The organism is Clostridium sp. (assembly GCF_036642255.1).
Taxonomy (GTDB): Bacteria; Bacillota; Clostridia; order Clostridiales; family Clostridiaceae; genus Clostridium_J.
This window is the reverse complement of sequence record NZ_JAVWDJ010000005.1, coordinates 106,616-120,715: the sequence shown is the minus strand read 5'-3', so window position 1 is coordinate 120,715 and position 14,100 is coordinate 106,616. Positions and strand designations below refer to the sequence as shown.

General features: G+C 30.4%; 13 protein-coding genes and 1 pseudogene. 2 read left to right on the top strand and 12 right to left on the bottom strand.

Annotation, left to right across the window (positions count from 1 at the left end; all coding sequences use genetic code 11):
- Positions 1–51: 51 nt before the first annotated feature.
- The 9 genes from RR409_RS04235 to RR409_RS04195 form a co-directional block, all read right to left on the bottom strand.
- The gene (locus RR409_RS04235; protein ID WP_332556478.1) at positions 52–1,608 is read right to left on the bottom strand and encodes an ABC-F family ATP-binding cassette domain-containing protein; all 1,557 of its coding nucleotides are present in this window, start codon (positions 1,606–1,608) and stop codon (positions 52–54) included.
- Positions 1,609–2,143: 535 nt separating this feature from the next.
- On the bottom strand, positions 2,144–2,938 hold the full coding sequence (locus RR409_RS04230) for a DUF975 family protein (RefSeq protein WP_332556477.1): 795 nt from the start codon (positions 2,936–2,938) through the stop codon (positions 2,144–2,146).
- Between the two features lie 255 nt (positions 2,939–3,193).
- Positions 3,194–3,889 (bottom strand): HAD family hydrolase, encoded by a 696-nt coding sequence (locus RR409_RS04225; RefSeq protein WP_332556476.1) that lies wholly within the window; start codon positions 3,887–3,889, stop codon positions 3,194–3,196.
- Positions 3,890–4,225: 336 nt separating this feature from the next.
- Entirely contained in the window at positions 4,226–4,519 is a 294-nt protein-coding gene (locus RR409_RS04220; RefSeq protein ID WP_332556475.1) for a hypothetical protein, read from the bottom strand.
- Positions 4,520–4,591: 72 nt separating this feature from the next.
- Positions 4,592–4,873: a TIGR04104 family putative zinc finger protein gene (locus tag RR409_RS04215; RefSeq protein WP_332556474.1), complete on the bottom strand. Its 282-nt coding sequence runs from the start codon at positions 4,871–4,873 to the stop codon at positions 4,592–4,594.
- 47 nt (positions 4,874–4,920) lie between these two features.
- On the bottom strand, positions 4,921–5,124 hold the full coding sequence (locus RR409_RS04210) for a DUF1648 domain-containing protein (RefSeq protein ID WP_332556473.1): 204 nt from the start codon (positions 5,122–5,124) through the stop codon (positions 4,921–4,923).
- 70 nt (positions 5,125–5,194) lie between these two features.
- A complete protein-coding gene (locus RR409_RS04205; RefSeq protein WP_332556472.1) occupies positions 5,195–5,380 on the bottom strand; it encodes a hypothetical protein in 186 nt (61 codons plus the stop codon).
- A gap of 387 nt (positions 5,381–5,767) precedes the next feature.
- Complete coding sequence (locus RR409_RS04200) at positions 5,768–7,543, bottom strand: ABC-F family ATP-binding cassette domain-containing protein (protein WP_332556471.1); 1,776 nt, start codon at positions 7,541–7,543, stop codon at positions 5,768–5,770.
- A gap of 1,103 nt (positions 7,544–8,646) precedes the next feature.
- A complete protein-coding gene (locus RR409_RS04195; RefSeq protein ID WP_332556470.1) occupies positions 8,647–9,207 on the bottom strand; it encodes an NUDIX hydrolase in 561 nt (186 codons plus the stop codon).
- A gap of 186 nt (positions 9,208–9,393) precedes the next feature.
- Here RR409_RS04195 and RR409_RS04190 point away from each other — a divergent pair, with 186 nt between their 5' ends.
- Together RR409_RS04190 and RR409_RS04185 are read left to right on the top strand one after the other, a co-directional pair.
- Positions 9,394–9,885: a DUF6241 domain-containing protein gene (locus RR409_RS04190; RefSeq protein ID WP_332556469.1), complete on the top strand. Its 492-nt coding sequence runs from the start codon at positions 9,394–9,396 to the stop codon at positions 9,883–9,885.
- Between the two features lie 800 nt (positions 9,886–10,685).
- Positions 10,686–11,861, top strand: coding sequence for a class I SAM-dependent rRNA methyltransferase (locus RR409_RS04185; RefSeq protein WP_332556468.1), 1,176 nt, complete (start codon positions 10,686–10,688; stop codon positions 11,859–11,861).
- 143 nt (positions 11,862–12,004) lie between these two features.
- On the opposite strand, the gene RR409_RS04180 is transcribed toward RR409_RS04185, so the two are convergent.
- The 3 genes and pseudogenes from RR409_RS04180 to RR409_RS04170 form a co-directional block, all read right to left on the bottom strand.
- Positions 12,005–12,232, bottom strand: coding sequence for a PF20097 family protein (locus tag RR409_RS04180; RefSeq protein ID WP_332556467.1), 228 nt, complete (start codon positions 12,230–12,232; stop codon positions 12,005–12,007).
- 131 nt (positions 12,233–12,363) lie between these two features.
- Positions 12,364–13,166: pseudogene (locus RR409_RS04175) on the bottom strand (SDR family oxidoreductase).
- Positions 13,167–13,332: 166 nt separating this feature from the next.
- A partial coding sequence (locus tag RR409_RS04170; protein WP_332556466.1) for an ABC transporter permease occupies positions 13,333–14,100 on the bottom strand: 768 nt, incomplete at its 5' end.

Here is a 14,100-nt window from a genome sequence, read left to right as displayed (position 1 = left end):
TAAATCCCCCTGCATCTATAAATTGCAGGAGGATTTATTGTTATAATTTAATTACACTATTTTAGTTGTCCAATCTTCACAATTCCACACCTCAGTTACTACATCTCTATAGAACTCTGGTTCGTGGCAAACAAGTAGAATTGTTCCTTTATATTCTTTTAGTGCTCTTTTAAGTTCTTCTTTCGCATCTACATCAAGATGATTTGTAGGCTCGTCAAGGATTAGTATATTGGTTTCATTGTTTATAAGTTTTGCAAGTCTAACTTTTGCAGCTTCTCCCCCTGATAATACCATTATCATACTTTCAATGTGCTTTGTTGTAAGCCCGCATTTTGCTAGTGCAGCACGAACTTCATATTGAGTATATCCAGGGAACTCTTTCCAAAACTCATCTATACAAGTGTTAGTGTTTCCTTCTCTACTTTCTTGTTCAAAGTATCCAATATACTGATAATCCCCAAGCTCAACTTCTCCACTTATTGGCTTAATTTGTCCCATTAAGCTCTTAAGTAATGTGGTCTTACCAAGTCCATTAGATCCAACTAAAGCTATCTTTTGTCCTCTTTCCATGTAAAGGTTAAGTGGTTTAGTAAGTGGGTGATCATATCCTATAACTAAATCCTTAGTTTCAAATATCATCTTTCCCGCTGCCCTTGCTAACTTAAAGTTAAAGGTTGGCTTTGGTTTTTCCTTGGAAAGTTCAATTCTATCAATCTTATCAAGCTTCTTTTGTCTTGATTTCGCCATGTTAGCAGTAGCTGCATTAGCCTTATTTCTCGCAACGAAATCCTCAAGTCTAGCGATTTCTGATTGTTGTCTATCATAAGCAATTTCTAACTGTTTTTTCTTAACTTCATAAATTCTTTCAAACTCTTCATAGTTTCCAACATATCTAGTAAGTTGTCTATTCTCTACATGATATATTAGATTAATTACTGAATTTAAGAATGGTATGTCATGAGATATTAATATAAAGGCATTTTCATAATCATTTAAAAATCTCTTAAGCCATTCAATGTGTGCTTCATCTAAGTAGTTAGTAGGCTCGTCTAAAAGCAATATGTCTGGAGTTTCAAGTAAAAGCTTAGCAAGTAAAACTTTTGTTCTTTGTCCTCCACTTAGGTCAGTAACATCTCTATCTAAACCAACATCTAAAATACCTAACCCCTTAGCAGTTTCTTCTATTTTAGCATCAATAACATAGAACCCATTATGATCAAGCATATCTTGGATTATTGCTGTTCTTTCTAGCATTTTATCAAGTTCTTCAGGAGTAACATCTCCCATTTTTCCATATAACTCATTCATCTCAGCTTCTGCATCAAATAAATACTTAAAGGCACCTCTTAAAACTTCTCTTATGGTTAAACCTTTTTCAAGAACAGCATGTTGATCCATATAACCAACTCTTACATTGTTTGACCAAATAACTTGTCCTTCATCAGGCATAAGCTTACTTGTTATAATGTTCATGAAGGAAGATTTCCCTTCACCGTTCGCACCAATTAACCCAACGTGCTCTCCTTTTAATAATCTAAAAGAAACATCCTCAAATATAGCTCTATCTCCGAAGCCGTGGCTTATGTTTTTTACTGTTAAAATACTCATTTGTTTTCCCCCTGTCATTCTGTAGTAATATTTTTTTGTTGCTGTAATGAACTCTATATTATTAATTCTTATAAATATCTAGCTATCTTTTATTAGTAAAGAACTAAAACTATATATGTTTTCATGCTAAAAGCTTAACCATTTCTGATTACCAAAGCATAGTCTTAATAAAACATTGAAATATATATTTAGATTATTTTTTATATTTTCTTTTTTAATTACCTATTAAAAAAAGAAAAACTTAATCTTCAAAAGATCAGTCAAAACTCTATAAATTCCTCTTATAAAAAGGATATAAACAAAACACTTAATATTATACTTTAATAAGTGGATTTTTTCTATTAGAAATTATAAGAAAAAAAGAAATAAAAAGCTAATCTTGAATGCTTTAAAAGAATTCACCCCTAAACATAAGTTTATAAGAAAACTATCAAATCTTTTATATAAGGCTTAAAACCAAAGATACCTTATATTCTTTCGTTGCATAAAGAAAGCGGAGAAGTTATATTGTAACTTCTCCGCTTTATAAATACTATTAAATTAACATATCACTTTTAAAAATCTCATCATAACTACAAAGACCTCTATCAATTGCATTTTGCCTTAGTACTAAATACAATTCTGCATCTGTAGCATACTTATATGGGTTTACAAAAATCCCACCAATTCCAAATGCTATTGCACCTAATAAGTACCAACCTATAAATGAAAGATCTAAAACAAATATATTAAACTTTTCTCCATTGGTCATTTGCACACTTAACTCCACCGCACGTTTGTATCCAATATTAGGATTGTCAGCTAATATATATGGCACCATTCTGTAAGCATAAGCCTTAATAATTCCAGGTATAATAAGAAGTAAAAACCATAAAAAGTTAAGAACACCTCTCCACAACATAGTGATTACAATGTCTTTATATCTGTCTCTATTAAAACCATATCCTAAATTGTTCATATCAGCATTATTTTGTGCTTGATGAATAAAAAACCGCACTCCACCTACCTCAAGTATATATCCAATAAATATCCTAAATGCTGCTATGATTAAAATTACTACAATTCCAATTCCTAATCCTAAAACAAACCAACCAGGCAACATGTCACTATTAAAATTTATATCAAACCCATGCCCTCCATTGTTAAAGTTTATGATAGAATTATAGTCACCTCTATCATAGTTTCTTTCAACATTATTTCTTATAGATGATCCACTTCCACTACCACTCCCAGAAACAATTGCAATAACAATACTAACCAGAAAAGCTTTCCAATAGGAAATTTTTAACACTGATTTTGCCCTTGTCTTTAAATCTTCCCTAGTCCACATAATACTTCCTCCTTATATTCTTTATATTAAATATAGTAAATAGACTTTATTAATCTATGGTTTATCTTTATACAGTGATATATATAGATGACTTTATATAAAATTATCTTTCAATTGATGCTTAAGTAAATTCATATCTTAAGTATTCTATGCTAATAACCAGTTTTTTGTTAACAGCTATACTTATATTATACTCATAGTTCTCAGGATAATGATTTCATGAATTCTAGTGTTAAAATAGAATAACGATCATCATCATAAGTTTCCAATTACTTCGTCTAGTTCAGTTAAAGATCTTATCACTGGATACTTACTTTCTATAGTATAATCCCCATATCTATCTATAAGTAGTGGTACCATTCCAAATTCCTCTGCTACCACTAGGTTATTTTCAATATCGTCAATAAATATAACTTCTTCAGGGGTTAATCCTAGCTCATTAACAGCTAATTTAAATAATAACTTTTCTGCCTTATAAGATCCATGTACAGAAGACATTACGAAGGTTTTAAAGTATCTTCTTAAATCTTTATTTATAAAAACCCTTTCTAATGAAGGCCAAGTATCAGATACTATTCCAAGTAAATATTCCTTACTTAGCTTACTTAGCATAGGTTCTACATCCTCAAAAAAGAAAAATTTTTCATCATTAAGTACATTGTCTCTAGTCAATGCATGAATTATGTCATCAGTAGTTCCTTCATAGTTAAATTCTTTAAGAAGAATAGTATAAAACTCCATAAACAATCTATATTCCTCCTCTTCATCTTTTATTACTTTTATAGAATTAATATAGTTATATGCCTTATTCATAGCAACTTCAAATTTTGTATTTTCAATATCCTTTTCAGTGGTACCCAAAATACTATGAAAGTTAGGTGTAATAAACCAGTGTCCTGTTGCTGGCACATTTAATGTTCGCCCAGAATCAAACAATATTGCTTTTATCATATTTATCATCCCCTTGAAATCCATATAAAATAATCAATTTCATAAATATTATACCACAAATTTACAAATGTTACATAAGTTCACTATACTAAATAATATAATGAAAATATTCATTATAGCAAGGAATTGTTTAACACCATTGCAATAAAGAGGCTGCGAATAAGATTCACAGCCTCTTTATTAATGTATTCATCAATAAAATCTTTCAAAACAACTATTCAGTATTAGGGTACTTTCATTGCAACCTATTTTCTTATCTGCACGATTTTATTTGCGGTCACAAGCTTGCTTGTGCTCATAAAAGTGATATCCTTGTCATTGTAATTTTTCATACATCTAAGTAAACTTCCACAGTCCTCTTAGCATCAGCATAAATAATATCATGAATGCAGTTATGAAGGTAATCAAAACTATTAGCAATATAGACTGAAGCCTGTTTCTATCTTTTTTAACTAAGCTCATTACAGCAGTAACATCTGATGCTATACCTAATAAAATTGGTAATGATAATAATATAATTGTTAATTCAATTTTTTTAATTATAGCGCCAAGCCCAACAACAATTCCAAAAACAATAATAGAACTTCCTAGGAGTATCAAATCTATATTAGAAAGCTTAAACTTTTTCATACACTTCACCTCTTGCAGTATATTTTATACTTATTTTACGTAATTTTATAGTATAAGTTAGCTTACTAGCATTTATTTAGAGTTTTTATAAACTGCCAAGAATGGTATTAAAACTACCACTAAGGCAACCCAAGATATGAAAATTAAAAATGAAAACTCCTTAAACTCAGAATATAGCTGGTTTTGAAAAAGTAGAGGTAAGGGAACTGTCCCAGCTACCATTAATCTTGTAAATAATGTTGGTTTATATATACTTTTGCAATTATCACATTGAATGGGACTATATCTCCTCATTATAGACTTCAATATTAACCCCCATGAAAATCTATTTGAACACTCTTTGCATTTTTGCATAATGTCCTCCTACTGTGCTTCTCTGCATCTTTTATTCCGTTTCATCTTTACTTGTTTCTAACTTGCTTATACTTATATGCAACATAAGGTAATAAAGAAAGCAAGAAAATAAATTCCTTATTCATATAGGAATTTACTTCTCCACTGAAACTAAATTGTCTAGGTATCTGTGCTGGTAGCATTGGATAAATAATCAATGCAATTACTATTGGCACTATAAGAATAAGTGCATCCTTTTTACTAAATTTCATTTTAAAATCCCCTTAACATCATCTATACTTACTTTCACATAATAATAGTTTTTCTATAACCTTCATATTCTTAATTCTTTTTGTACTTTCCGAATCTTATAATGATCCACCCTAATAACAAGTATAACAGGATTACCACAAATAATGTTAACATTCTTTCACTCATTGAGCCATCTGCAAGAATAACTGGACCTAAGCCAAAGAATGTAATCAATATAAAGGCTACAGCCATAACGAAATAAAATAAAGTCTTCATTTCCAACTCCCCTTTATTTATAAACTCATATAGTGTTTTTTATCACATTTAAAAACAGTTATATATATTAACTTATGCTTCTGAAAAATGTTTAATCAGTATACTATATCTTAATATATATTAGCATTTATTATACCACAAATTAACATATATGATTTTTGTCCACCTATAATTAACTAATTTTAGTCTTAAAAGAATGTTTAATAATGAACAAGTTCATTTTGGTAAGCGTCTTTGGGTGTAGGTTTAACTTTAAGAAAGTAGCCTTTGTTACACTAAAGTTTAATTTTTAGCACAAGATTCCTCCCTTAAACTTGTTTAACCACTGATGAGGATTGGAAAATCACCCTTCTAAAATGTGGTCAAACCTAAAAAATAACCATACTTTTAGCTTTTTCTTTTCTTTATAAGTTCCTTAAATTCTAGATCTAATTTTTCATATTCCTTAGATCCTGGAGCATACTTTGAAAATTCTCCTAAGACAAATGCAATCTGATTTTCTATAATTAACTTCTCTTCTTCTGTATTTCTCTTTACTTCTATTTCTTTTTTGTCTTTATTAGAATCTTTATGGCCTTTACTATCCATATTGTCTAAATACTCCTTAGCAGTTTCATTACTCCTAATTATATTATCATCTTTGAATACTAATAGCACATCACAAAGATTTTGAAGCATATATCTGTCGTGAGAAACCACAATAATAGTCCCATTATAATCTAAAAGAGCTTCTTCTAATTTTTCTCTACTATAGATGTCAAGATGATTTAGTGGTTCGTCTAAAATCAATAATTCTTGATTCTTAATGATAAGCCTTGTCATTCTGACTCTAGTAAGTTCACCAAGGCTTAAGGTTGATAAAGGGTGATTTATCATTTTTTCGTTAAAACCCATGTTAGCGAGAAGTGTCCTTATCCTTCCCCCTTCGTCTCTAGAAGTAAGCTCAAATAAGTCTATTACTTTCATATCTCCTTTAATATCTAAAGTCTCCTGGCTTAAATAACCCTTTTCAACCGAAGAACTTATAAAGACTTCCCCAGAATCTAAGGTTTCCTCACCTAATAAGATTTTTAATAAGGTACTTTTACCACAGCCATTCTCCCCAAATATGCCTACCTTTTCTCCTCTTCTGATGTAAAAGGTACTATCTACAAAGAGAACTCTATCTCCAAAGGACTTTTTCATATTCTTTCCTTCCACTATCCTCGTGCCTTTTACCATAGATTCCTTAAACTCAAAGTCAATCCTTTTATCTTCTTTTGGTTTTTCAACTCCATTAACATCAATCTTTTCAAGTTTTTTTATTTTAGATTTAACCTGCTTATCCTTTTTTTTAGCTTTCATTCTGAAGTACTCTTTTTTTCCTAATGCTGCTCTTTCCTTCTTTCTCGAATCTCTATGGGCTTTATCCGACCAATTTTTCAATCTACTTATTTCATCATTTATCTTTTCTTTAGTTATTTCTTGCAGTTTGTACTGATTAAGCTGTTTTTCATATCTTCGCATCTTTTCTTCCCTATAAAAGCTATAGTTTCCATAGTAAGTTTCGCTTACCCCTTCTTTTATCTCAATGACCTTATTTACTGTTTGATCAAGAAAATATCTATCATGGGATATGATTAAAATTGTTCCTTTGTATTTTTTCAACTCTTCAACAAGCCACTCAACTCCTAAATAATCTAAATGATTTGTAGGTTCATCTAATATGAGAAAGGCTGGATTAAGGGACCAAATATTAGCTAGGGCTATCTTCATTTTTTCTCCACCACTTAAATTTGAAATTCTTCCTTCCTCCCAGGTATTCACCTTTTTCATTCCTAATTCACTGGATATTTGATAGAAATCTTCTTTAAAATCTTCTATTATTTCATTGGAAGTATATTCAATATCTTTATTTCTCTTCTCGCTTGTTACCTTGACTTGAGAATACCTACTATCTTGGTGCAGATAGCCAACCTCTATACCCTTCTTGCACCAAAGAACCTTTCCTTCCTCCGAATTTAAGCTTCCGTAGATAATGTTTGCTATTGTACTCTTTCCTGCTCCGTTTATTCCAACCAATCCTACCCTATCCTCTTCCATGATTTCAAAATCAATATTTTCTAAAACTGTAACTTCTCCAAATTCCTTTTTAACTCTATTACAACTTAATAACACTGTCATATATATCAAACTCCTCTAACTTCTCAATTATTTATTTTCTCTAGCATCTAGAAGAATCCTTATTCTCATAACTCATTCTTCTACTTAAATTAGTTAAGAACCACCCAGTACTAAAATGTATCCGCTGTCTAGTTCTTTTTAAAAATCAACACAAAAAAAGCTGTCAATGAACATAGTCCACTAACAGCCTTAATTTAACGTCATGAAGGGTACCTCCATAACAATCTAAATTATTTTTAAAATTCCAGTAGTTAAACTTATAAGAAATGAGCTATCTATATTATTTAGATTCACTCCACTTTCTATAAATATACACTTTAAAATAATTAACAAATTCATATAGAATCGTAAAAAAGTGCATAAAAAAGCTGTGCCAAAACACAGTAAACTACGGATTATTTAGACTTTACCAATGTTCTTAACTAATAATTAGTTTAAAAGACATTACAAAAAGATAATTTCCCTGGAAATTATTTTCCATCTTTTAAACCCCTATATTCAATTAGGTTATTTAGTTAAAAACGTAAGCTTCATGTCTTTCTCCCTTCGAGAATTATTTCTTAATATCATTAGTCTTATATTATCACATTATTCATGAAATTTCAATAGAGCCTTTATGCTTAATTTATTTAATAAAACACGTACTAAACATTTGTATATTTCTAATTATAAAACCACACCCCACTTAATCTTTTAGCCTTTATTTAGAAATTATAGTGCCTCATAATTTCTAAATATATAAATATACTATTATAAGAAATACTAAAGCAATTTTAGGGGGTGCCTTTAAGATGTTATTACTAAATGTATTATTTACAGTGTATGGTAATCAATTAATTGCTTTAATTTGTAGTTTATTTTAATGAATAGTACTAGTCTTGCAATAAATGCAAGTGTACGCAGAATTTAGCGTCACAGGTTAAAAGGAGTAGTTTCCACTTTTTATTATGTCAACTATTCCTTTTAAAATATAATAATACCTATTAATATGACACCTACCATATTAGTATCCACCCTGCTGTAAAATTAGGTTCATTAATGGTTCAATGAAAATACTAATTATATCTAAAACTATGATTAGAATATTCACTATTACTTTTTTATTATATTATGTCATTCAGCTTAGAAATCAGTTTTCCATATACCTTCTGCATATGAGGCTCATTACAATGCTCAATAATTTTATCTATTGCAATCCATTTAACATCACTATTCTCATCTTCTTTTACTGTTAAGGCTTCATTTTCATCTCCTTGAAGTAAGTAAGTAACATTCATGTGTAGATGTGCTGAAACATATTTTCCTTTTTTTATATGACCAAACACAGGTAAGACATCTAAAGAAAAAATATCATTAGAAATAGGATAAATACTATTAACTCCAGTTTCTTCTTTTGCCTCTTTTATTGCAACACATAGCAAGTCGCTTTCTCCATCTGCGTGTCCTCCTGTCCATGCCCAGGAATTGTATATATTATGATGTATCATAAGTACCTTATCCCTATTTTTGTTTAATATAAAGGATGAACTAGTTAAGTGAGTAACTTCATTATCTCTAGTTAATACATCTTCAAACTTATCTATACAGCTTAATATTATTTCCTTATCATTTTGTTCTTGTTCATTGCAAGGCGTATATTCCTCTATATGTTTAATCAAGTTCATTTCATTCTCTCCCTTAATAAATTTAATTTTAAACTACCTATATTATATTGCTTATATAAGTCTTTCACCAATAATACTACAGATTTCAAACTAATTTAAAATTAATTTACAAATTGTGTAAAATTATTCAAATAGTGTAATACTATTATAATATACATATATTTCTAAAATGGGGGGAGTAACTCGATGAACAAAAAAAATATAATCATTACGTTTAGCATTATTGCTATTGCTATATTATGTATATGGGGTGCATACTATTTTGGATCTCATGAACTTTTAGGTATCATTGAAAAAAAGGCTGCTGAAACCCAAACCACTGAACAACCCACTAAAAATTCTAATAATACAGTTACCGTTAAAACCGATAAAGAAATCTTAGATACCATGCATAGCATGGCCAACACTTTAATAGTTCCAGAGGATGGTCAAATATGGGGTAAAGAGCCAATTACTAAAGGAAACCTCACTAATCTTATAACTGCTGTAACTAATTCTAATATATCTTCTAAAGAGGATCTTTTAACTATATTAAAAAGATGGAGTAATGGAGACTTTAGCTCTGCTGTGGAGGATCATAATAAGGTTTGGAAATTACTAGATGGCACTGTAGGAAAGGCTGTAAGCTTGAATGAAGATGCTGTAAAAGAAACCATAGCTACCTTAAATTCTAACTAAATTCTCAACAACTTCTTGTGAATTTTCTTAAAGTTCTTTTAACCGTTGACATTTACATTCTATTAAAATGTATACAAAGCTTATCTGCAAAGTTCACTCTAAGCTTTAAATTCTAGTAAATTTAATAAAGGATAATATAAAAGGAAAGATTCAATCCTCTTTCCTTTTTTCTAGCATAACCATTCTTTCAATAGGATTTCCGTGGCCTATAGCATACTGTTTTGCAACATTATCACTATTTTTAATCCCTTTATCACATATTAGACAAATAAATTATACTTCCTTACTGTTCCAAACCTATCCCCTTTTAAACTCATCTATAGTTCCACTATGAATTAACTAATCCATATTTTTCTCATATCTATTAGTTCACATAAATACCACCACTTTTCAAGTATTTTTGTTGGTTATTAATTAGTAGAAATTAAACAAATATAATATATATTCTGAATAATTTATAGTTCCTATCCTTACAGCAAGATTGCTCTGTAATGAAAATATGAATCATAAAATATAAGTGCCTTTTATCTTTACAATGATTACAAATATAATAAAAATTTTAATTGCATTCTGAAGTTCATATCATTATACTAGAATAAGTCAAATTAGTTAAAAATAATAAGGTACATTGAACAAAATGAATTATCATGCTAATTCATTAATTCGTTTAATTTATTACTGTAAAAACTTCAAAAATTATTTGAGTTTATACGGAAGTGAATTATGCATTTAGTTTTTATTATGTACTTTATTAACTTATAATAAATGTTGCACATAAGAATACAGGAGGCGCAATAATAATGGCTTGTAAATTTTATTTACATAAAGGAAAAGGAAGAAATGCTGAAGGTGGACATCTTTGGGTTTATACTACAGAAATAGAACAATATGATGGCGAATACCAAAATGGAGATTTAGTAGAAGTATATAATTTTAGAGGTGACTTCATTGGAAAAGGATACATAAATGATGTTTCTAAAATCGCTATAAGAATTATGACAAGAGACATTAACGAAGAAATAGATAAAGACTTTTTCAGAAGAAGACTTCATGCTGCTTGGGAGTATAGAAAAAAAGTTGTTGATACTTCTAGTTGTAGATTCTTATTTGGAGAAGCAGATTTTGTTCCAGGTCTTATAATTGATAAGTTTGAGGATTACTACGTTATACAATCCTTAGCTCTTGGAATCGATAAATATAAGGACATAGTTGTTGAGCTACTTGTAGATGAATTTGGTGCTAAAGGTGTTTACGAGAGAAGTGATGCTAAGGTTAGAGAACTTGAAGGTATGGAACAAGTAAAAGGTTTCCTAACAGAGCCCTTTGATACAATGATTACAATCACTGAAAATGGTGTTAAGTATTATGTAGACCTTGAAAATGGTCAAAAGACAGGATTTTTCTTAGACCAAAAGGAAAACAGAGCAGCTATTCATAAACTTTGTAAGGATGCTACAGTTCTAGATTGCTTTACTCATACTGGTTCCTTTGCACTTAATGCAGGAGTGGCAGGAGCAAAGTCAGTACTGGGTGTAGATATATCTGAGCATGCTGTAGATTTCAGTAGAAGAAATGCAGAACTTAATGGACTTCAAGATACAGTTAAATTTGAATGTCATAATGCCTTTGACATTCTTAGAGAATGGTCAAGGGAAGGTAGAGAATATGACGTAGTAATTCTCGATCCACCAGCTTTCACAAAATCTCGTTCTACAGTACAAAGTGCTACAAGAGGTTACAAAGAAATAAATCTTAGAGGAATGAAGCTAGTTAAAAGAGGCGGTTACTTTATCACTTGTTCTTGCTCTCATTTCATGAATCCTGATTTATTTAAAGAAACCATTGCAGATGCGGCTAGAGACGCAAGAGTTTCCTTACGACAAGTAGAATTTAAAACTCAATCTCCAGACCATCCAATACTATGGAATAGCGATGAATCTTATTATTTAAAATTCTATATATTTCAAGTAGTTTAATCCTACATAGAATTAATTAAACTTAATTTATGAATTGGTTTATGTAAACATAAATAAGCAAAACCCTGCTAGTGAATTATTCCTAGCAGGGTTTATGTTTTCTATTTTTATTTTTTGAATGTGGCTTTCTTGTATTTCAAAGTCTATTGCTCTTTTCTATCAATGATTATCTTTTTACAGTTGTCGCAATGATAAGCAGCAACTTCACAGTTAACGAATAGTCTTGCTTCATCCAGAACTATGCAATCTCTTTCCATAATTTTAGAGAAAATATTTCTTTTTTTATCTTCCTCTACCCATACTACACTTTGTCTTCCATCAGCTTCAATGAAACCTGGATTCATTTCAACTTTACAATAAGGGCATATCATTATAAATCCCCCCTTTGGTTATCTACTTCTACATAGGACTGTGCTTGGGGCATATACGTACATGGTTTCCTATTGCCTTCTAATTTGCTACTTAAGATGCTCTAGTTTCAAAAGTGTTTTCTTTATAAAATCTATTTCATAATTCCTGTCATGTTCTCACTAAATTGCCACAGTTTCTTAGCTAAGTTCTTATCATAGGATAACTTAGAAGATTGAACTGACTTTTTCCTGTAGAAGTATTTACCTGATACATTACTTACCTCTTGAGATGTTGCAAGATAAATAGTCGTAGCTGCTCCTTCTTCTGGACTATGGAAGAAGGGTTTTAATGCCTTAGTTATTAAGGTTCCAAAACCTGTTTTTCTATTTATCCCCATCTGTGTTGCCACCGCTCCTGGATGTAAGCAGTTTGCAGTGACCCCTGTTCCCTTTAGCCTTTCTGAGAGTTCATAGGTGAAAAGTACGTTAGCTAGCTTGGCTTGGGAGTATGCTCTAATTAAATTAAAGTTATTTTTAAGGTTTATATCCTGAAAATGTATTTTCCCAACTTTATGTGCTCCTGATGCAACATTTATAATCCTAGAAGGTGCACTACTTACTAATACATCTAAAAGTAAATTTGTTAAAAGAAAATGTCCCAGATGATTCACTCCAAATTGTAGTTCATAGCCATCCTTAGTTTCATGTCGTTTAGGCAAAACAACTCCAGCATTATTAATAAGTACATTTAATTTGGAATGTTTTTCTTAAAGTCCACCGCGAATTTTCGTATGCTGTTTAACTCTCCTAAGTCGCAAAGCATTAACTCTACATTGCCATTTCTACTTTCTGCTTTTATATCACTTAATGCTTTTTCTCCTCTTTCCTTATTTCTACAAAGTATCACTACTTTAGCTCCTTGTTTTGCAAGCTCAATTGCTGTTGCCTTACCCATTCCAGAATTTCCACCGGTAATTAATACAACATCCTTATTATCCACCCACTATCCCATCCTTTTCACCACTATTTTTAAATAAGTAATCACCTAAATTATACCATATTACGAAAAAGACAGATTGAAGTTTATCTTAACTCCATCTGTCTTCAATAAAAAATCAAACTTATCTCATTTTCCATTTACATAGCTTTTCTTCTAATAGATCTACTAATATAAACAATAGAAATCCTAAAATACTCACCACTATAATTCCACCATACATCGATATGTAATCAATTCTTGTCCATGAATCTAAAATGAAATAGCCTATGCCATACCGAGTACCATAACCTTCAATAAAAAATAAAATTGATAATGAGGTTCCAATTGAAAGCCTTAAGTTTGTAATAGCTTCCGGTAAAATTGCAGGTAATGTCACAGACTTAAACACCTGGTATTTTGATGCTCCAAGGGTTTTTAAAGGGTCATAAAACTCTGGTGGAATATTGATGATTGCACCCTTTACCCCTACAATGATTTGAAAAATCACAATTAAAGTAATTATAATAATTTTAGACTTATCACCTAAACCAAACAATAACATTACCATTGGTAGCAATGCTGTTTTTGGAATAGGGTAGGTAAAATATACCATGGGGTTTAACACACTATCCCAAAACTTTGAATAAGCCATAAGTATTCCAAATGGCATCCCAATTATAAAAGATAATCCTATGGCAGCAAATACTCTCCAAACACTAGCTAATATGTGCAACAGGATTTGTTTTTCAAATAGCTTACTAAAGCCCATAAAAACATCAAGTGGACTCGGCAAAACCCTCATCTGTAATATAATAGCTGCTAAATACCATAATATATTAACCATAATAAAACCCTTTATAAAGGTCTTTATATTCTCTCCAAGCTTCATATTTCTTTCCTTTCTATAAGA